This is a genomic window from Actinoplanes sp. CA-030573, assembly GCF_050951115.1.
Classification (GTDB): domain Bacteria; phylum Actinomycetota; class Actinomycetes; order Mycobacteriales; family Micromonosporaceae; genus Actinoplanes.
This window is the reverse complement of sequence record NZ_CP192038.1, coordinates 8,486,896-8,504,953: the sequence shown is the minus strand read 5'-3', so window position 1 is coordinate 8,504,953 and position 18,058 is coordinate 8,486,896. Positions and strand designations below refer to the sequence as shown.

Sequence of the window (18,058 nt, the reverse complement as noted above, 5' to 3'; positions counted from 1 at the left end):
ACCTTAAGCCTTCGCCAGGGTGACCGGCCCACCCGCCGCCAGGCGTTCCCGAAGGCGCGCGGCGGCCGCCGGCCACTCCTCGGACGTCATCGCGAACACCACCGTGTCGCGCCAGGTGCCGTCCGGTCGCCGCCGCTGCTTGCGGATCATGCCGTCCCGGGTCGCGCCGAGCCGGGCGATCGCCCGCTGCGAGCGGTCGTTGCGGATGTCCGTGTACCAGAAGACCTTCTCCGCGCCGAGCGTCTCGAACGCGTGCTCCAGCAGCAGGAGCTTGGCCTCCGTGTTCACCCCCGTGCGCCACCACCGCCGGCCGACCATGGTGTGCCCGATGCCGAGCGACCGGTTGACCGGGTCGATGTCGTGATAGGAGGTCAGGCCGATCACCGTGCCGGTGACCGGGTCGACCTGTGCCCACGGGAGCTGGAACCCGGTCCACTGCCGCTCGTGCAGATCGGCGACGTGCGCGGCCATCTGCTCGCGGGTGCGGGCCTGCGGAAGCGGGAGATAGCGCCAGACCTCCTCGTCGGCCAGCGCCTCCAGCAGCCCGTCGACGTGTGCGTGGGTCAGCGGCTCGAGCCGCACGTGCCGGCCCTCCAGCACGACCGGCCGCGCCCAGGGCGACCCGCCGCCGGGCAGATAGGCCGGAGGGGCGGCGGTCACGCCCGCCGCGGTCGACGGCGGCCCGAACGCGCGGCCGACCGGCAGCACGCCCGCCCAGTGCGGGAGCGACAGGTCGTGCTCGTCGTCCTTCACCCCGCCCGCGCGCGAGCGCACCGACACCTCTTCCAGCGGCAGCGCGAGCACGGCGGTCTGCGCGAGCTCCTGCTTCGTCGGCGGCCGGCTCTCCGCGGCGCGCCCGGCACCGATCTTGTCGGCGAGCGCGCTCATCGCGGCCCGTTTCGCCTCGGCCGACAGCACCGGTCGCGCCACACCGTGAACGACCACCGACCGGTAGTTGGCGCTGTGGTGGAACTGCGATCGCGCGTACACGATCGCATCGAGAAGGGTGACGCTGACGCAGACCGGAACCCCGTCGCCGCGGGCCGTGAGGCCCATCCGCCCACCGCTCGAGCCGTGCAGATAGAGGGTGTCGCCCACGCGGACGTGCAGCGTGGGCAGCACGCGGGGCTCGCCGTCGACGACGAACGCGACGGAACAGTCGTAGGCCTCGTCCAGAATGGCGTGCGCCGCGGGCCGGTCGTAGGCCATGCGGTCGCGGTAACGGGTGGCGGTCGTGCGGTCGGTCTGGGGGTAGAGGTCGGACATCCCGGCTCCTCGCGCTTGCCTTTTCGCTTGTACTAGTACACGATGTCTGCTGTGCCAGCACATTATCAGGTCAGCGGCGACAGCGCCGCCTCGATTTCGCAGAGCATCGAGACCGGCGTTCTGCGGGGCGACTTCGTCTGGGGCTCGGCCCTGCCGGCGATCCGTGCCCTCGCCGCCGATCTCGGCGTCAGCCCCGCCACCGTCGCCAAGGCCTATCAGGAGCTGCGGCAACGCGGTGTGGTCGAGGCCGACGGCCGCCGGGGCACCCGGGTGCGATCACGCCCGGCCGTCGTCGGCGAGCGGTCCGCGATGCGCCTTCCCGTGCCCGCCGGAGTGCTCGATCTCTCATCCGGCGAGCCCGATCTGCGCCTGCTCCCGCCGACCGGCCCGGCCCTGCGCCGGGTGGCCGAGAGGATGGGGCGACCACAGGGGTACGCGTCGGCCATCGCCACGCCGGAGCTGATCGACCTGGCCCGGCCCCGTCTGGCCGCCGACGGCGTGCCGGTCGAGGGCGCCGCCTTCACCGCCACATCGGGCACGCTCGACGCCATCGAGCGCCTGCTCAGCGTCCATCTGCGTCCCGGCGACGCGGTGGCGGTGGAGGATCCGGGCTGGGCCAACCTCCTCGACCTGCTGGCCGTGCTGGGCCTGCGCGCGGTCCCGGTGGCCATCGACCAGGAAGGTCCCGATCCCGAGTCGCTGACCGAGGCCATCCGGGCCGGTGCGCGCGCCGTCGCGATCACCGTGCGCGCGCAGAATCCGACCGGCGCCGCGGTCTCGGCGACCCGGGCGGAGGCTCTTCGTGCCGTGCTGGCCGGTCATCCGGGCCTGCTGCTGATCGAGGATGATCACGCCGCCGAGCTGGCCTGCGTCCCGCTGCACTGCATCGGCCCGGTGACCGACTCGTGGGCGTTCATCCGCTCGGCGTCCAAGCCGTTCGGCCCCGATCTGCGCATCGCGGTGATGGCCGGCGACGAGACCACGATCGCCCGGGTGGTCGGGCGCATGCGTCTGGGCACCGGCTGGGTGTCCACGATCCTGCAGTGGGTGCTCGTCGATCTCTGGCGCGACAAACAGGTGACCGCGCAGGTTCGCGAGGCCGCGGAGGGTTACGCCCGGCGGCGCGGAGCTCTGTGCGGCGCACTCCAGGAGCGCGGGATCGAGGCCGAGGGGGCGACGGGCATCAATGCCTGGGTACGCGTACGCGACGAGACCCGCACGATCGGACTGCTGCGCGACGCCGGTTACGCCGTCGCCCCTGGCTCCCTCTTCCGGATCAACACACCTCCCGGGGTACGCATCACCGTCAGCCCCCTGGACGACGAGGACATCCCGGCCCTGGCCGAGGCGGTGGCGGCCGCGGCCCATCCCACCGGCGTCCCGGCCCCGTCCCGCTGACCGGTGTGCGTGGGTCCGGTCCATTCGGGTAAAACCATGGGATGCCTATGACGGATGCGCCCGTCGGCGCGCAGCAGTGGGTGCCCGAGCGGCCGCGCAGCATCGAGGAGCTGAAATCGGCGGCGGCCGGCTGCGAGGGCTGCGAGCTCTACCGGGACGCGACCCAGACGGTCTTCGGCCGCGGCGCCGAGCACGCGCGGATCGTCTTCGTCGGCGAGCAGCCGGGCGACGTCGAGGACCAGCGCGGGCTCCCGTTCGTCGGCCCGGCCGGGCGCCTCCTGCGCGAGGCGGTCGACGACGCCGGCATCGACCCGGCCGAGCTCTACATCACCAACGCGGTGAAGCACTTCCGGTTCGAGCTGCGCGGCAAGCGGCGCATCCACCAGACGCCCGGCCCGGCCCACATCACGGCCTGCCGCCCCTGGGTCGTCGCCGAGTTCTCGCTGCTCAAGCCGGAGCTGGTGGTGCTGCTCGGCGCGACCGCGGCCAAGGCGCTGCTCGGCCCGTCCTTCCGGGTCACGCAGCAGCGCGGCCGCCTGATGCCGTGGCCGGCCTCGGCCCAGCACCCGGAGGACTTCCCGGTGGCCGAGATCCAGGCGATGGCCACCATCCATCCGTCCGCCGTGCTGCGGGCCGACGACCGGGAGACGGCCTATCGCGGCCTGGTCGACGACCTGAAGGTGGCGGCCGCCGCGATTCGCTGAATGCCGTCGGCCGCCGCTGCTGAGTAGTGTCGTGGGGTGCGGTTGACGGATTTCTGGGCGCGGCTCGAGCAGGCATTCGGCGCGGGCTATGCGCGCAGCATCGCGGCGGACCATTCGTTCGGCGACCTCGGGAACCGGACGATCGATCAGGCCATTGCCGAGGGTGTCGATACGGCTACTATCTGGCGCGCGGTGGTCCAGGCATACCCCGATCGGGTGCCTTCCCGCCTGCGCTGACCACATTTTCGTACGCTTGTTCTGCGTGTCGCATCGATCTAGAACAGGTGTTCGGCTATTGTCCACAGCGGCCCGGTCATCCGCAGCTCACGGCAGGGCGGCGGATTTTTGTCATACCCACCGCCTACCTTGTAGCCCGTGGTGAACAGAGGCTCATCGGCGAAGACGCCTGCGAAGTCGAATACAGGGGTGGCGGACATGGTGGCAGGACCTGACCGAGACAAAGCGCTCGATCTGGCGTTGGCTCAGATCGACAAGCAGTTCGGCAAGGGCTCCGTGATGCGGCTAGGGGAGCGGCCGGTCATCCAGACCGCGATCATTCCCACCGGCTCCATCGCGCTCGACGTGGCGCTCGGCGTCGGCGGCCTGCCGCGCGGCCGCGTCATCGAGGTCTACGGGCCGGAGTCGAGCGGTAAGACGACGGTCGCGCTGCACGCGGTGGCCAACGCGCAGCGCAACGGCGGCATCGCGGCGTTCATCGACGCCGAGCACGCGCTCGACCCGGAATATGCGAAGGCCCTCGGCGTCGACACCGACGCCCTGCTGGTCTCCCAGCCCGACACCGGTGAGCAGGCGCTGGAGATCGCCGACATGCTGATCCGCTCGGGCGCGCTCGACATCATCGTCATCGACTCGGTGGCCGCGCTCGTGCCGCGGGCCGAGATCGAGGGCGAGATGGGCGACAGCCACGTCGGTCTCCAGGCCCGGCTCATGAGCCAGGCGCTCCGCAAGATCACCGGTATCCTCAACAACTCGGGTACCACGGCGATCTTCATCAACCAGCTCCGCGAGAAGATCGGCGTCATGTTCGGCTCGCCCGAGACGACGACCGGTGGCCGCGCGCTGAAGTTCTACGCGTCCGTGCGTCTCGACGTGCGCCGCATCGAGAGCCTCAAGGACGGCACCGACGTGGTCGGCAACCGCACTCGCGTCAAGGTCGTCAAGAACAAGGTGGCGGCCCCGTTCAAGCAGGCCGAGTTCGACATCATGTACGGCAAGGGCATCTCCCGCGAGGGCTCGCTCATCGATGTCGGGGTCGAGCAGAGCATCATCCGCAAGTCGGGCGCCTGGTACACGTACGACGGCGACCAGCTCGGCCAGGGCAAGGAGAAGGCGCGGGAGTTCCTCAAGGAAAACCCCGACGTCGCCGCCGAGATCGAGAAGAAGATCCTGGAGAAGCTCGGCGTGGGCCAGACCACCGGCGACGCCGCCGGCGGCCCCGAGCTCCCCCCGGTCGACTTCTGATCGAGGTAACCCCCGATGGCCGGACGGCGTGGCGCACGTTCCGGGCGGGGCTGGGACGCCATCCCACCCCGCCCGGCGCGCACCCCCGCCGATGAGCACCCGCCCGGCGAGGCACCCGGCGGCGAAGCGGAACGCGGCAACGTTCCCGCCCACCGCCGGCGCCCCTCGCCGGGCGGAAACCCCACCGACCCCACCGACCGCGTCGCCCGCGCCCCGCTCACTTGGGGGCGCTCGGTCGACGACTTCCTCCGGGAAAACTCACCCGAGTTGCTCGAGGAGACCTCACGCGCGGGCCGCTCCGACGCGGCCCCGAGTCGCTCCGACGCGGCCCCGAGCCGGCCCGACGCGGCCCCGAGCCGCCCCGACTGGGCCCCGATCCGTCCCGAAGCCGCCCCGAGCCGCTCCGACGCTGGCCCGAGGCACGCTGACGTCGACTCCCGGCGCACTGACGTCGACTCCCGGCGCACTGACGTCGACCCCGGGCGCATTGACGTTGGCCGGAGGCGCCCTGATGCCGGCCCGGGGCGCACTGACGTCGGGCTCGGGCACACCGATGCCGGCCGCAGGCGCAGCTCCGGCGGGTTTCCTACCGCCGACATCGCGGCCGACGACGAGTTCCTGCCGGCTGACTCCAGCGGCGACGACGATCCGCCGCGGGGGCGGTCCAGTTGGGCGCGGTCCGACGGTGACGGCGACGATTTTCACCGCGAGGAAGACGACTTTCACCGCGAGGAAGCAGAGCGCGGTGCGTCTGGGCGCTGGGGATCGGGGCGCGGGCGATCGGGACGCTGGGGCGGTGGTGATCGAGCCGGTGCGCGTGATGGTGCTGCCCGTGGTGATCGGGCCGGTGCGCGTGATGGTGCTGCCCGTGGTGATCGGGCCGGTGCGCGTGATGGTGCTGCCCGTGGTGATCGGGCCGGTGCGCGTGATGGTGCTGCCCGTGGTGATCGGGCCGGTGCGCGTGATCGTGCCGCCCGTGGTGATCGGGCCGGTGCGCGGGATCGTGCGGCCGGGGGCGTCGGCGGGCGGGCGCGGGCGCAGGCGGGGCAGAGTGAGAGTGAGCGCGCGCGGGAGATTTGTCTTCGGCAGCTTTCTGTGCGACCGCGGACGAGGGTCGAGCTGGCCAAGGCGCTCGCCAAGAAGGAGATCTCGGCTGAGGTGATCGCCGAGGTTCTCGATCGGTATGACGAGGTCGGGATCATCGATGACGCGGCGTTCGCCCGGGCGTGGGTGTCCAGCCGGCATCACGGGCGGGGGCTCGCTCGGCGTGCGCTGGCCAACGAGCTTCGGCAGCGCGGGGTGGATGCCGAGGTCGCGGGGGAGGCGCTCGAGACGCTCGACGACGAGGGGGAGGCGGCGACCGCTCGGGCGCTGGTTGATCGGAAGCTGCGGACGGCCCGGGGCGAGCCGGACGCGGTGTTCCGGCGGCTGGCCGGCATGCTGGCGCGGAAGGGCTATCCGGCCGGAGTGGCGATCCGGGCGGTCAAGGAGGCGCTCGCGGCGCGTGATGCCGAGGCGGCCGAGTTCGCCGAGCAGATCGATCCCGATGCCATGGCCGACGAGGAACAGTCATGATGCGTCTGAGCAGCTCTTCGGCGGGGAGCGCATCGATGTCCGGCTAACTAAGAGATCGACATTGGCCACTGGCTGCTAGCCTGAGGGGCCGTGACCGAGAACTCGCGCAACCAATTGCGGGGATACGGTTCCTTGCCGGAGGGCGTCGAACCGACCGAGCAGATCGCCGACCACCAAGCGGGCGGCGACCCGTCGAGCTTCGTGCCCGCACCGGTTTCCCCCGCGCACCACACCGTCCCCAGCCAGCCGTCGCCCGGGCGGCCGGCCCACCCCTGGAGTGCCCCGCCGGCGACGGTGTCGGGCCCCTACTTCGCGCCGCGACTGGCGCCTCCCGCCGGCGAAAGCCCCTGGGCGCAAGCGAGTCCGCGACCGGAGGCGGATCCGTGGGCCCCGCAGAGCGCCACGCCGTCGAGCGGTCCGCCGCAGGATCTCGACGGGTGGGGAGCGCAGGCGGCCCCGCCCGCGAACACCGATGACAAGTCGTGGGACGCCTATGTGGCCCAGCGCCCGGCCGCGGCCGCCGCCCAGTCGAGCGGCGCCTATGTGGCTGAGCGCCCGGCCGCGGCCGCCCAGTCGAGCGGCGCCGACAGCTGGGACGTGCTTCCCGAGCCGCCGACACCCGCGGAAGGCGCGGGCGAGCCCACCGAGTGGAACGTCCAGCCGGAAAACGCCGCCGCCGAATGGAACGCCCAGCCGCAGACCGGCAACGGTGCAGTCGACGGGCATGGGCAGCCGGGGAACGGCGGCGTTGCGGTGGAGTGGAGCGCTCAGCCGCACGACAGCGGCGGCCCAGTCGGAGGGCATGGGCAACCGGAGAACGGCGGCGCGGTCGAATGGAACGCCCAGCCGCACGACAGCGGCGGCGCCCTCGGATGGGTGGGGCAGCCGGAGAGTGGCGGCGCCGGCGGGTGGGACGCCTCGGCGCAGGCGGCCAACGCCAACGACGACCGGGATGGCGGCTATGACCCCTACGGTGCTGACTGGCCGGGGGCGGCGAGTGTGGCCGGGCCGGTCGAGGTTCGGCAACAACCCGAGGTTCGGCCACAACCCGAGGTCTATCCGGCTCGCGATCCCTACGGCCTGCCCGAGGGCGGCGCCCCGCGGATCGCGCCTACCCCGCCGCCTCCCGCGCCGACGCGGCTCTTCATGGGGCTTCTGATCGGTCTGCTCGCGGGTCTGCTTGTCTTCGGTACCGCGGCCTTCTTCCTCGGCCGCACGACGGCCGGCGGAAGCACGGCCGCGGCGAACAAGGGCGGAAGCACGACGACCGGCAAGGGCGGGAGCGCAGCGGCCGGCAAGGGCGGGAGCACGACGGCCGACAAAGGCGGAAGCACGACGGCCGGCAAGGACGCAAACACCGCCCAAGCGCTCGGCCTCTTCGAGCAGAACCAAGCGCGGCTCAACCAGAAGGACTTCAAGGGCACCCCGCTGGCGACGATCGCGCAGGGCTGGCTGCCCTACCTCTCCACCTGCGGACGCGGCACCCCGCGCGCCGGGGAGGGGGAGAAGCTGCGGGTCCGGTGCACGATCGACGGGATGAGCGCGCTCTTCATCGAGTACAAGTCGACGGCCGAGCGGGACAAGGCCCGCCGGAAGACCCAGGAGCAGGACGCCGCCGCCCTCGCGCCGGGTGCGCAGGCTCCTCGGCAGACGCGGACCCCGAGCGGCCGCACCACGGGCAACTACGTTGAGTACGCATACCGTTTGACCGAGGGTGGCGTCACCCGGACCGTCGCCGGGATCTGGTGGGATGACGCGCAAACGCCCATCGCCGGCTATCTCCTCGCGTACTGGAAAGATGGGGTCGGCGAACGCTGGGAGCCGATGCGCGATCTCTGGTCCCGGTACGCCTGAAATGCCCACCAAGTTCGTGAGCTGCGCGTAAGCGGGTCTGTGCCCTAAGTCCCATCCGCGACCAAATCATGGATCCTTGACCGAAGTGCCACTCGCGACCTAGCCTCGCGTTACAAAAGGTTTGTTCGACCATCGCATGCAACACGCACAACATAGATCGCATCACATTACGGCATCACTTGCGACCTCCTCCGTAACGGGAGGTCACCGCGACAAGGCCCGGGTCCGGCGCCCGAGCCATAACTGAAGACCAGGCGTGCCGGCTGATCGGCACGTCTCGGTTCGACGTTGCCTGCGTTTCCCAGCCTTGGTCGGGCATCCGCGGATTGCCTGCGCGCGCACAACGCGCGGGGCGGCGAAGGGAGACGCGGCGAGATGACCGCCCTGGACTGGGTGCTGGTGGTGGCGATCGTCGTTCTCGGCGCGCTCGTGGTGGCCGGCCTGGTGGTCGGCGCCCGGGCACTGCGCCAGATGCAGAGCGACCGCGCCGACGCCCAGGAGCGCGAGGACCAGGCGGTCGGCGCGGCCCAGGCCAAGGTCGCCGACGCCAATGCCAAAGCCGCGTCCGTACGCGCCGAGGCCGCCGCCGCCAAGGCCGAAGCGGCCGCCGCCCGCGCCGAGGCCCGCCGGGTCCTCGAGGCCGCGCACAGCGAGGCCGACACCATCCTCGAGCACGCCCACCGCCAGGCCGAGGCCGACGCCGAGCAGGTGCGGGCCGCCGCCCGGCGCTCCGGCGAACGCGAGGTCGCCCTCCTCAACGCCACCGTCAAGGAGCAGTCGGCCGAGGTCGAGCGCCGCGCCGCCCGGATCGACGAGCGTGAGCGCCTGCACGGCGACGAGGTCGAGCGGCTGGTCGAGCGCGAGCGCCGGCTGGTGGCCCAGGACGCCGATCTCGCCGTACGGGAAAACGCTCTCACCGCGAAGGAGGCGGCGCTCGCCGGGGTCGAGGAGGAGAAGCGGCGGGAGCTCGAGCGGATCGCCAAGCTCACCGCCGAGGCCGCCCGGGCCGAGCTGGTCGAGAACATCGAGGCCCAGGCCAAGCGCGAGGCCGCGATCATGGTCCGCGACATCGAGAACGAGGCCAAGAGCACGGCCGAGAACCGGGCCCGCCGCATCGTCGTCGACGCCATCCAGCGGATCGCCAGCGAGCAGACCGCGGAGAGCGTGGTCAGCGTCCTGCACCTGCCCAGCGACGAGATGAAGGGCCGGATCATCGGTCGTGAGGGCCGCAACATCCGCGCCTTCGAGTCGGTCACCGGCGTCAACCTGATCATCGACGACACCCCGGAAGCGGTGCTGCTCTCCTGCTTCGATCCGGTACGCCGGGAGGTCGGCCGCCTGACCCTGGAGAAGCTCGTCCTCGACGGCCGCATCCATCCGCACCGCATCGAGGAGGTCTACGACAGCGCCAAGAACGAGGTGGAGGTCCTCTGCGACCGGGCCGCCGAGGAGGCGCTCGTCGACGTCGGGATCACCGACATCCACCCCGAGCTGGCCAAGCTGCTCGGCCGGCTGCGCTACCGCACCAGCTACGGGCAGAACGTGCTCAAGCACCTGGTCGAGACCGCGCACATCGCCGGCATCATGGCGGCCGAGCTGGGCCTGGACGTTCCGTCGATGAAGCGGGCGGCCTTCCTGCACGACATCGGCAAGGCGCTCACCCACGAGGTCGAGGGCAGCCACGCGCTGATCGGGGCCGACCTGGCCCGCAAGTACGGCGAGTCGGAGGACGTGGTCCACGCGATCGAGGCGCACCACAACGAGGTGCCGCCGCAGACGATCGAGGCGGTGCTGACCCAGGCGGCGGACGCGTGCTCGGGCGGTCGTCCCGGTGCGCGACGGGAGAGCCTCGAGGCGTACGTCAAGCGCCTGGAGCGGATCGAGGAGATCGCGGCTGGGAAGACCGGGGTCGAGAAGGTCTTCGCCATGCAGGCCGGTCGCGAGATCCGGGTGATGGTCCGCCCCGAGGACATCGACGACATCGGGGCCGCGGTGCTGGCCCGCGACGTCGCCAAGCAGATCGAGGAAGAGCTCACCTACCCCGGCCAGATCCGGGTGACCGTGGTGCGCGAGTCGCGGGTCACCGAGCTCGCCCGCTGAGGCAGGCTACTGCTCGGTGGCCTCGACCAGCATCTGCGGCTGCGTGCGCCGCGGCGCCTTGCCGCTGCGCCGGGTCCGGCGCGAGAGGCAGCTCGCGACCGCGGTGAGCGTCGCGTTGATGATGATGTAGATGATCGCGGCCACGATCGCGGCTTGCACCACGTTGCCGAAGTTGGCCGCCACGTTGTTGACGCCCAGCTGCAGCAGCTCGCTGTAGGAGATGATGTAGCCCAGAGCGGTGTCCTTCACCAGGACCACGAGCTGGCTCACGATCACCGGGAGCATGGCCCGCGCGGCCTGGGGGATCAGGATCTGGCTCATCACCTGACCCTTGCGCATGCCGATCGCGTACGCCGCCTCGCTCTGACCCAGCGGCACCGCCCGCACGCCGGCCCGGAAGGCCTCGGCCAGCACCGATCCGTTGTACAGCGTCAGCGCGATCACGACCGCCCACAGCGGCGACATCGGCTTCTCGGTGACGAACGGGATGCCGAAGAAGATGAAAAACATCATCAGCAGCAGCGGTACGGCGCGGAAGAACTCGACCACGATGCCGGACGGGATGCGCACCCACCAGTGGTCGGAGAGCCGCCCGACGGCGAAGAGGATGCCGAACGCCAGCGACAGCACCATGCCGATCGCGGCCGCCACGAGGGTGCCCTTGAGGCCGGGCAGGATGTAGTCGGTCCAGGTGCTGCTCTGGGTGAACGGCTTCCACAGCACCGCCGCCCACTGGCCCTTGTCGTCGAACTTCTTGTAGATCCAGAAGAGCAGCGCCAGCAACACGATGCCGAAGACGACCGTGAGGATGCGGTTGCGGGCCCGGGCGCGCGGACCGGGGTGGTCGTAGAGGACGGCGTCGGTGCTCAACGCTTCACCGCCAGTCGGTTGGCCAGCCAGCCGAAGCCGTAGCCGGTCGGGATCAGGACGATGGCGAACGTGCCGGCGAAGACGAAGAAGATCTGGAAGACCGCGTTGCCGTTCGCGTTGATCAGGTCTTTCATCGCGTTCGACGACTCCATGAGGCCGATGGTCCCGACGATCGTGGAGTTCTTGGCGAGGGCGATGAAGATGCTGCCGAGCGGCGCGATCACGGCCCGGCCCGCCTGGGGCAGGACGATCATCGAGAGGGTCTGCCGGAAGGTCATGCCGATGGCCCGCGCCGCCTCGGCCTGGCCCGGCGGCACCGTGTTGATGCCGGACCGGATCGCCTCGCAGACGAACGCGGCGGTGTAGACCGACAGGCCGACCACGCCGAGCCAGTAGTTGTTCAGCTCGAGGTCGTCCGAGGGCGCGAAGCCCAGGGACGAGTAGAGGCCGAAGTAGCAGAAGAAGATGATCAGGGTGAGCGGCGTGTTCCGGAAGATGTTCACCCAAGCCGTGCCGAAACCGCGCAGCACCGGCACCGGGGACACCCGCATCGCCGCGAGCAGGGTGCCGAGCACGAGCGCGAAGACCGACGACGCGAGCGTGAGCTTCAGGATCCAGAGGAACCCGGTCACGTACACGTCGCGGTTGGACGGGTCGGAGAAGACTTCCATCGCCACCTCAGCAACACGAGCCGGCGGGGCCGTACCGGACGGCCCCGCCGGGAGAAGAAATCAGGCGCAGTTGGTCAGCTTGGAGGTGTCCAGCTCGGGCGCGGCCTTGCCGCTCTTGCCGAGCGTGTCGTCCCAGGCCTTCTTGTACGACCCGTCGGACGCCGCCGCCTTCAGGATCTCGTTGATCTTGTTGCAGCCGGCGGTGTCGTCCTTCTTGACGCCGATGCCGTACGGCTCGGTGCTGAACGGCTTGCCGACGACCTTGAACTTGCCCGCGTACTGCTCCTGGGAGGCGTAGCCGGCCAGGATGATGTCGTCGGTGGTCACCGCGTCGACCTGACCGCCGGCCAGCGCCGTCACGCACTTGGAGTACGAGTCGAACTGCTGGAGCTGGGCCTGCTTGTAGTCGGTCTGGATCCGCTTGGCCGGCGTCGAACCGCTCACCGAGCAGACCTTCTTGCCGGCCAGCGACTCCGGCCCGGTGATCGTCGAGTTGACCGGCACCAGCAGGTCCTGCCCGGCGATGTAGTACGGCCCGGCGAAGTTGACCTTCTGCTTGCGCTCGTCGTTGATCGTGTACGTGGCCACCACGACATCGACCTGGCCCTGCTGGATGTACGCCTCGCGGTTGGCCGACACCGTGGTCTTCCACGTGATGCCGCTCTCCGGGACGCCGAGGCCCTTCGCGATGATCTTCGAGATCTCGATGTCGAAGCCGGAGTAGGTGCTGCCGGTCTGCAGGCCGAGGCCCGGCTGGTCGGCCTTGACGCCGAACGTCAGCTTGCCGCTCGACGCCTTGCCGACAATGCCCGAACCGCCTCCGCTGCCACTTCCGCTGCCGCTGCCGGAGTCGTTGCCACCGCAGGCGGCCGCGGCCCCCAGCATCATGGTCATTGCACCGAACGTCGCTGCCAATCGGGTGATGCGCATCATTACGCTCCTCGAAATAGTTGCTTGCGTCTGGACGAAGAGGGTTCGCACGATCAATGCGTAAGGATTTTCGAGAGGAAATCTTTGGCACGGTCGCTTTTCGGACTCGCGAAGAACTCGGCCGGCGGGGCCTGTTCCACGAGTTGCCCGTCGGCCATGAAGACCACCCGATTGGCGGCGTGGCGCGCGAATCCCATCTCGTGCGTGACGACGACCATGGTCATGCCCTCCTTGGCCAGCGAGGTCATCACGTCCAGCACCTCGCCGACCATCTCCGGGTCGAGGGCGCTCGTCGGCTCGTCGAAGAGCAGCGCCTTGGGCTGCATCGCCAGCGCCCGGGCGATCGCCACCCGCTGCTGCTGGCCGCCGGAAAGCTGGGCCGGATACTTCTCCGCCTGATTGCCGATGCCGACCCGGTCGAGCAGCGCCATGGCCCGCTCCCGGACTTCGACAGGTTTCTCCCTACGCACCTTGACGGGCCCGATCATCACGTTCTGGAGGATCGTCTTGTGCGCGAAAAGATTGAACGACTGGAACACCATGCCGACCTCGCTGCGCAGCCGCGCGAGCGCCCGGCCCTCGGCCGGCAGCTGTTTGCCGTCGAAGGTGATGGTGCCGGAGTTGATCGGCTCGAGCCGGTTGATGGCGCGGCACAGCGTCGACTTGCCGGAGCCGGACGGTCCGATCACGACGACCACCTCGCCGCGGGCGACGGAAAGATTCACATCGTCGAGCACGTGCAACGGGCCGAACCATTTGTTGACGTTCTCGAGGACGATGAGAGCATCGTCGGACACTGTGAGACCACCGTCCGTTCGTTACGGATCACCCGGATGGGCCAACTCTAAGTGGACCGAAGTATCGGTTCGCCACGAGAATGGTCACGGAGCGGTAACTTAACCGATGGAAGGTCCAGGCATTGTCCACCATGTTCGGTATGGCTGACGGGGATCCGACACCCGGGCTGTGGAACTGGGCGTTCGGAAATCGAATTGACGCGGATCGGGTCCGCGGCGCTCTGGCCGGCACGCTGGAGCGCAGCGTGGTCGCGCTCGACGACAGCGACACCGACGGCGCGGTGCTCTGCGACGTCTACCAGGTCGGCGGCGACTTCCCGACGCTGGCCGACGTCTATCTGGCCCCGTCCGGCTTCGCCGAGGCGGTGGTCGCGAGCGCCGTCTCGGTCCGGCTCGGCGCGGCGGTCCTGCTCCCCGACGACTCCCTCAACCCGAGCCGGTACGTGTTGGCCGAGCCCGACGGCAGCCTGCTCGCGGTGCACGTCGACGAGATCGAGACCGACGACGGCCCGGAACGGCGCCACCTCCGGCCGTGCACCGGCACCGATCCGGCATGCGCGCTGGACGGGACGTAGCAGTACCCTGGTCAATTGCCATGACTACCTCAGCTTTGGGCGGGCCGCGCACCTATGACGTGCGCACGTACGGCTGCCAGATGAACGTGCACGACAGCGAGCGCATCTCCGGTCTGATGGAGGACGCGGGCTACGTGCGCGCCGCCGATCCGGACGCGGCGGACGTCGTGGTCTTCAACACCTGTGCCGTACGGGAGAACGCCGACAACCGCCTCTACGGCAACCTCGGCCACCTGCGCCCCACCAAGCTCAAGCACCCCGGCATGCAGATCGCGGTCGGCGGCTGCCTGGCCCAGAAGGACCGCGGCGACATCGTCAAGAAGGCGCCCTGGGTCGACGTCGTCTTCGGCACCCACAACATCGGGTCGCTGCCGGCCCTGCTCGAACGCGCCCGGCACAATGAAGAGGCCGAGGTCGAGATCCTCGAGTCGCTCGAGGTCTTCCCCTCGACGCTGCCCACCAAGCGCGAGTCGACGTACGCGGGCTGGGTCTCGATCTCCGTCGGCTGCAACAACACCTGCACCTTCTGCATCGTCCCGTCGCTGCGCGGCAAGGAGAAGGACCGCCGGCCGGGCGAGATCCTGGCCGAGGTCTCGGCCCTGGTGAACGAGGGAGTCCTCGAGGTCACCCTGCTCGGGCAGAACGTCAACTCGTACGGCGTCGAGTTCGGCGACCGCCTCGCGTTCGGCAAGCTGCTGCGCGCCACCGGCGAGATCGAGGGGCTCGAGCGGGTGCGCTTCACCAGCCCGCACCCCAAGGACTTCACCGACGACGTGATCGCCGCGATGGCCGAGACGCCGAACGTGTGCCACTCCCTGCACATGCCGCTCCAGTCGGGTTCCGACCGGGTGCTCAAGGCGATGCGCCGCAGCTACCGCCAGGAGAAGTACCTGGGGATCATCGAGAAGGTGCGCGCGGCCATGCCCGACGCGGCGATCACCACCGACATCATCGTCGGCTTCCCGGGCGAGACCGAGGAGGACTTCGAGCAGACCCTCGAGGTGGTACGCCGCGCGCGGTTCTCGAGTGCCTTCACCTTCCAGTATTCGATCCGTCCCGGAACGCCCGCCGCGACGATGGCGGACCAGGTGCCCAAGGCGGTCGTGCAGGACCGCTACAACCGGCTGATCGCCCTGCTCGAGGAGATCACCTGGGCCGAGAACAAGAAGCTGGTCGGCGAGAAGGTCGAGGTGCTGGTGGCGGTCGGCGAGGGGCGCAAGGACGAGCGCACCGGCCGGATGAGCGGCCGGGCCCGCGACGGCCGCCTGGTCCACTTCGCGACCGGCGACCTCACCCCGCGACCGGGCGACATCGTCGAGACCGTCGTGACGTACGCGGCGCCGCACCACCTGAACGCCGACGGCGCGCCGATCTCGTACCGCCGCACCCGGGCCGGCGACGCCTTCGAGGCCGGTCGCACCCCGCGCCTGCAGGGCGTCTCGCTCGGCCTGCCCACGGTCGGCGTCCCCGCCCCGCTCCCGGCCACCACCGGCGGTTGCGCGCTGTAGGGCCGGACGAACCCGATTGGCCATGGACCGCCACCCGTCGCGGCCCGGACGATCGGGGCATGGAGCTCACCCTCGACGACGTCCGGACGGCCCGCGAGGTCGTCAGCCGCTACCTGCCGCCCACGCCGATGTGGTCGTACCCGGTGCTGGACGCGGCGGCCGGCGCCACTCTGCTGATCAAGCACGAGAACACCCAGCCGGTCGGCGCGTTCAAGGTGCGCGGCGGCCTCAACCTGCTGGCCTCCCTCGGCGACGCGGCCGCGGGCGGCACCATCACCTACTCGACCGGCAACCACGCGCAGTCGATGGCGTACGCGAGCAAGGTCTTCGGCGTTCCCTGCACGGTCGTGATGCCGGCCGCCACCAGCCCCAACAAGGTCGCCGCCGTCGAGGGCTGGTCCGCCGACGTGGTGCTGGCCGGCGAGAACTTCGGGGACGCCGAGGAGCACGCCACCAAGCTGGCCGCCGACACCGGCGCGCACCTGGTCAGCCCGGGCGACACGCCGGAGCTCCTGGCCGGGGTGGCCACCCTCTACCTGGAGATCCTCGAAGCGAAGCCGGCGCTGGACGCGATCGTCGTCCCGATCGGCAGCGGCTCGGGCGCGGCGGCGGCCACGATCGTGGCCCGGGCCCTGGCGCCCGACTGCGCGATCATCGGCGTCCAGTCGTCGTCGTCCCGCGCCGCCCATGACGCCTGGCGCTCGGGCGAGCCCGCGACCCGTCCCAACCGCACCCGCGTCGAGGGCCTGGCGACCGGCCGCTCGTTCGACGTGCCGCAGCGCTACCTGCGCGGCGCCCTGGCCGACTTCCTACTAGTGACCGACGACCAGATAGCCGAGGCTCAGCGCGTGCTCGCCACGAAGGCCCACACGCTGGCCGAGGGCGCGGGCGCGGCTCCGTTGGCCGCCGTCCTGGCGAACCCCGGCACCTTCGCGGGCAAGGAGATCGCGCTGGTCTGCACCGGCGGCAACGCGTCGCCGGCGGAGCTAGTTCGCCTGCTCGGCCAGGGCTAGGAACTGCTTTTTCGACGACAACGCCTGCTCGGCCTCCTTGATGCGGCGGGCGTCGCCCGCCGCCTGGGCCCGGGCCAGCTTCTCCTCGGCCTCGGCCACCTGCTCGCGCATCTGGCGCAGCAGCGGGTTGTCCTGCGGGGTCGTCTTGCGCCAGGCCGAGTCCATCGCGAGCCGGATCCGCTCCTCGGCGGCCCGCCAGCGACGGTCGAGGGCCGCCGCCGACTCGCGCGGCACCCGGCCGGCGTCGTGCCACGCGGCCTGGGCGTCGCGCAGCTTGTTCTGCGCGGCGCGCGGGTCGGCGTCGACGTCGACGGCCTCGAGCTCGGCCAGGATCGCCTGCTTCTTGTCGAGGTTGCCCTTGTACTCCGCGTCGCGGGCGGAGAAGACCTCGCTACGCCGGGTGAAGAAGCCGTCCTGGGCGGCGCGGAAACGCTCCCAGAGGCGCTGCTCGGCCTCCTTGGCCGCGCGCGGCGCCGCCTTCCACTCGGCCATCAGCTCCTTGAGGCGGTTCGCCGTGGTCGACCACTCGGTCGACTCGGCCAGGCTCTCCGCCTCCTTGACCAGCTCCTCCTTGGCGCTCTGCGCCTGCTTGCGCTGGCCGTCGAGGGTCGCGAAGTGCGCGCCGCGGCGGCGGGTGAAGCCGTCCCGGGCGGCGGCGAAGCGCTTCCACAGCTCGCCGTCGGTCTTCTTGTCGACGCCGCGGATGGTCTTCCACTCGTCGAGGATCTCCTTGAGGCGGTCGCCGGCCGTCTTCCAGCCGGTCGCCTCCGCGGCGATCTTCTCGGCCTCCTCGACGAGCGCGGTCTTGCGGGCCAGCGCCTCGCCCCGGGCCGCCTCGCGGGCCGCGCGGGCCTCGCCGGCCTTCTCGTCGGCCACACCGGCCAGGCGGTCGAGCCGGGCCGCGAGCCCGTCGATGTCGCCGACCACATGCGCCTCGTCGAGCTGCGAGCGCAGCCGCTTCACCGTGGCGAGCGCGTGTGGCGCGTCCGCCGCGCCGGACTTGAGCCGGGCCTCCACCAGGTCGACCTCGGTGACGAGATCCGCGAATCGCCGGGCGAAGTGGGCCAGGCCCTCCTCGGGGGTGCCCGCCTGCCAGGAGCCGACCACGCGGTCGCCCTCCGCGGTCTTCACGTACACGGTGCCGTCGGCATCCACGCGCCCGAAGGCCGTCCAGTCGTTCATAACCCGTCCTCAAGTCTCCCGGCGCCGCCACCCCGGAGGGTGCCGGCCACCGCCGCAGCGCAGTCGAACGCCAAACCTTCTCAACGGCATTCTTTCTCGCGCATTGTCACAGGTCCAACCCGGTTATGGGGAA

The 18,058-nt window shown here is 70.7% G+C and carries 16 protein-coding genes and 1 pseudogene; 11 read left to right on the top strand and 6 right to left on the bottom strand.

Annotated elements, in window-relative coordinates:
- Positions 1–3 precede the first annotated feature (3 nt).
- Positions 4–1,266: a bifunctional pyridoxamine 5'-phosphate oxidase family protein/GNAT family N-acetyltransferase gene (locus ACQP2F_RS39250; RefSeq protein WP_433296769.1), complete on the bottom strand. Its 1,263-nt coding sequence runs from the start codon at positions 1,264–1,266 to the stop codon at positions 4–6.
- 51 nt (positions 1,267–1,317) lie between these two features.
- Between ACQP2F_RS39250 and ACQP2F_RS39245 the strand changes: the two genes are divergently transcribed.
- The 8 genes and pseudogenes from ACQP2F_RS39245 (at position 1,318) to rny (ending at position 10,379) form a co-directional block, all read left to right on the top strand.
- Positions 1,318–2,664, top strand: coding sequence for an aminotransferase class I/II-fold pyridoxal phosphate-dependent enzyme (locus ACQP2F_RS39245; protein WP_433296767.1), 1,347 nt, complete (start codon positions 1,318–1,320; stop codon positions 2,662–2,664).
- A gap of 41 nt (positions 2,665–2,705) precedes the next feature.
- Positions 2,706–3,368: a UdgX family uracil-DNA binding protein gene (locus ACQP2F_RS39240; protein ID WP_433296764.1), complete on the top strand. Its 663-nt coding sequence runs from the start codon at positions 2,706–2,708 to the stop codon at positions 3,366–3,368.
- A gap of 36 nt (positions 3,369–3,404) precedes the next feature.
- Positions 3,405–3,605, top strand: coding sequence for a DUF3046 domain-containing protein (locus ACQP2F_RS39235; protein ID WP_433296762.1), 201 nt, complete (start codon positions 3,405–3,407; stop codon positions 3,603–3,605).
- Positions 3,606–3,803: 198 nt separating this feature from the next.
- A complete protein-coding gene (recA, locus tag ACQP2F_RS39230; RefSeq protein ID WP_030435981.1) occupies positions 3,804–4,850 on the top strand; it encodes a recombinase RecA in 1,047 nt (348 codons plus the stop codon).
- Between the two features lie 796 nt (positions 4,851–5,646).
- Positions 5,647–6,012, top strand: coding sequence for a hypothetical protein (locus ACQP2F_RS39225; RefSeq protein WP_433307962.1), 366 nt, complete (start codon positions 5,647–5,649; stop codon positions 6,010–6,012).
- Positions 5,904–6,425: pseudogene (locus ACQP2F_RS39220) on the top strand (regulatory protein RecX); the annotation flags it as partial. The gene ACQP2F_RS39225 and the pseudogene ACQP2F_RS39220, both read left to right, overlap by 109 nt.
- A gap of 90 nt (positions 6,426–6,515) precedes the next feature.
- Positions 6,516–8,279, top strand: a complete 1,764-nt coding sequence (locus ACQP2F_RS39215) for a hypothetical protein (RefSeq protein ID WP_433296759.1) — start codon at positions 6,516–6,518, stop codon at positions 8,277–8,279.
- Between the two features lie 375 nt (positions 8,280–8,654).
- Positions 8,655–10,379, top strand: a complete 1,725-nt coding sequence (gene rny / locus ACQP2F_RS39210) for a ribonuclease Y (RefSeq protein WP_433296757.1) — start codon at positions 8,655–8,657, stop codon at positions 10,377–10,379.
- A gap of 6 nt (positions 10,380–10,385) precedes the next feature.
- On the opposite strand, the gene ACQP2F_RS39205 is transcribed toward rny, so the two are convergent.
- Genes ACQP2F_RS39205 through ACQP2F_RS39190 form a run of 4 tightly spaced genes read right to left on the bottom strand, consistent with a single transcriptional unit; the run spans position 10,386 to position 13,647 of the window.
- A complete protein-coding gene (locus tag ACQP2F_RS39205; RefSeq protein ID WP_433296755.1) occupies positions 10,386–11,249 on the bottom strand; it encodes an amino acid ABC transporter permease in 864 nt (287 codons plus the stop codon).
- On the bottom strand, positions 11,246–11,920 hold the full coding sequence (locus ACQP2F_RS39200) for an amino acid ABC transporter permease (RefSeq protein ID WP_433307771.1): 675 nt from the start codon (positions 11,918–11,920) through the stop codon (positions 11,246–11,248). The genes ACQP2F_RS39205 and ACQP2F_RS39200 overlap by 4 nt, the downstream gene beginning before the upstream one ends.
- A 60-nt stretch (positions 11,921–11,980) precedes the next feature.
- The gene (locus ACQP2F_RS39195) at positions 11,981–12,850 is read right to left on the bottom strand and encodes a glutamate ABC transporter substrate-binding protein (protein ID WP_433296753.1); all 870 of its coding nucleotides are present in this window, start codon (positions 12,848–12,850) and stop codon (positions 11,981–11,983) included.
- A 53-nt stretch (positions 12,851–12,903) separates the two neighbouring features.
- A complete protein-coding gene (locus tag ACQP2F_RS39190; protein ID WP_433296751.1) occupies positions 12,904–13,647 on the bottom strand; it encodes an amino acid ABC transporter ATP-binding protein in 744 nt (247 codons plus the stop codon).
- Positions 13,648–13,787: 140 nt separating this feature from the next.
- Between ACQP2F_RS39190 and ACQP2F_RS39185 the strand changes: the two genes are divergently transcribed.
- From ACQP2F_RS39185 to ACQP2F_RS39175, 3 genes are read left to right on the top strand one after another with little or no spacing between them, the layout of a single operon-like run.
- Positions 13,788–14,222, top strand: coding sequence for a hypothetical protein (locus ACQP2F_RS39185; protein WP_433296749.1), 435 nt, complete (start codon positions 13,788–13,790; stop codon positions 14,220–14,222).
- 20 nt (positions 14,223–14,242) lie between these two features.
- Positions 14,243–15,730, top strand: a complete 1,488-nt coding sequence (gene miaB / locus ACQP2F_RS39180) for a tRNA (N6-isopentenyl adenosine(37)-C2)-methylthiotransferase MiaB (protein WP_433296747.1) — start codon at positions 14,243–14,245, stop codon at positions 15,728–15,730.
- 59 nt (positions 15,731–15,789) lie between these two features.
- A complete protein-coding gene (locus ACQP2F_RS39175; protein WP_433296745.1) occupies positions 15,790–16,743 on the top strand; it encodes a threonine ammonia-lyase in 954 nt (317 codons plus the stop codon).
- On the opposite strand, the gene ACQP2F_RS39170 is transcribed toward ACQP2F_RS39175, so the two are convergent.
- The gene (locus ACQP2F_RS39170) at positions 16,717–17,925 is read right to left on the bottom strand and encodes a DUF349 domain-containing protein (RefSeq protein WP_433296743.1); all 1,209 of its coding nucleotides are present in this window, start codon (positions 17,923–17,925) and stop codon (positions 16,717–16,719) included. The two genes, ACQP2F_RS39175 and ACQP2F_RS39170, sit on opposite strands and share 27 nt — an antisense overlap.
- Positions 17,926–18,058: the final 133 nt, after the last annotated feature.

Excerpts from the sequence above, each read along its gene's own strand:
- ACQP2F_RS39250 (WP_433296769.1), bottom strand. The coding sequence starts at position 1,266 with ATGTCCGACCTCTACCCCCAGACCGACCGCACGACCGCCACCCGTTAC.
- ACQP2F_RS39240 (WP_433296764.1), top strand. The coding sequence starts at position 2,706 with ATGCCTATGACGGATGCGCCCGTCGGCGCGCAGCAGTGGGTGCCCGAG.
- recA (WP_030435981.1), top strand. The coding sequence starts at position 3,804 with ATGGTGGCAGGACCTGACCGAGACAAAGCGCTCGATCTGGCGTTGGCT.
- rny (WP_433296757.1), top strand. The coding sequence starts at position 8,655 with ATGACCGCCCTGGACTGGGTGCTGGTGGTGGCGATCGTCGTTCTCGGC.
- ACQP2F_RS39200 (WP_433307771.1), bottom strand. The coding sequence starts at position 11,920 with ATGGAAGTCTTCTCCGACCCGTCCAACCGCGACGTGTACGTGACCGGG.
- ACQP2F_RS39195 (WP_433296753.1), bottom strand. The coding sequence starts at position 12,850 with ATGCGCATCACCCGATTGGCAGCGACGTTCGGTGCAATGACCATGATG.
- ACQP2F_RS39185 (WP_433296749.1), top strand. The coding sequence starts at position 13,788 with ATGGCTGACGGGGATCCGACACCCGGGCTGTGGAACTGGGCGTTCGGA.
- miaB (WP_433296747.1), top strand. The coding sequence starts at position 14,243 with ATGACTACCTCAGCTTTGGGCGGGCCGCGCACCTATGACGTGCGCACG.
- ACQP2F_RS39175 (WP_433296745.1), top strand. The coding sequence starts at position 15,790 with ATGGAGCTCACCCTCGACGACGTCCGGACGGCCCGCGAGGTCGTCAGC.
- ACQP2F_RS39170 (WP_433296743.1), bottom strand. The coding sequence starts at position 17,925 with ATGAACGACTGGACGGCCTTCGGGCGCGTGGATGCCGACGGCACCGTG.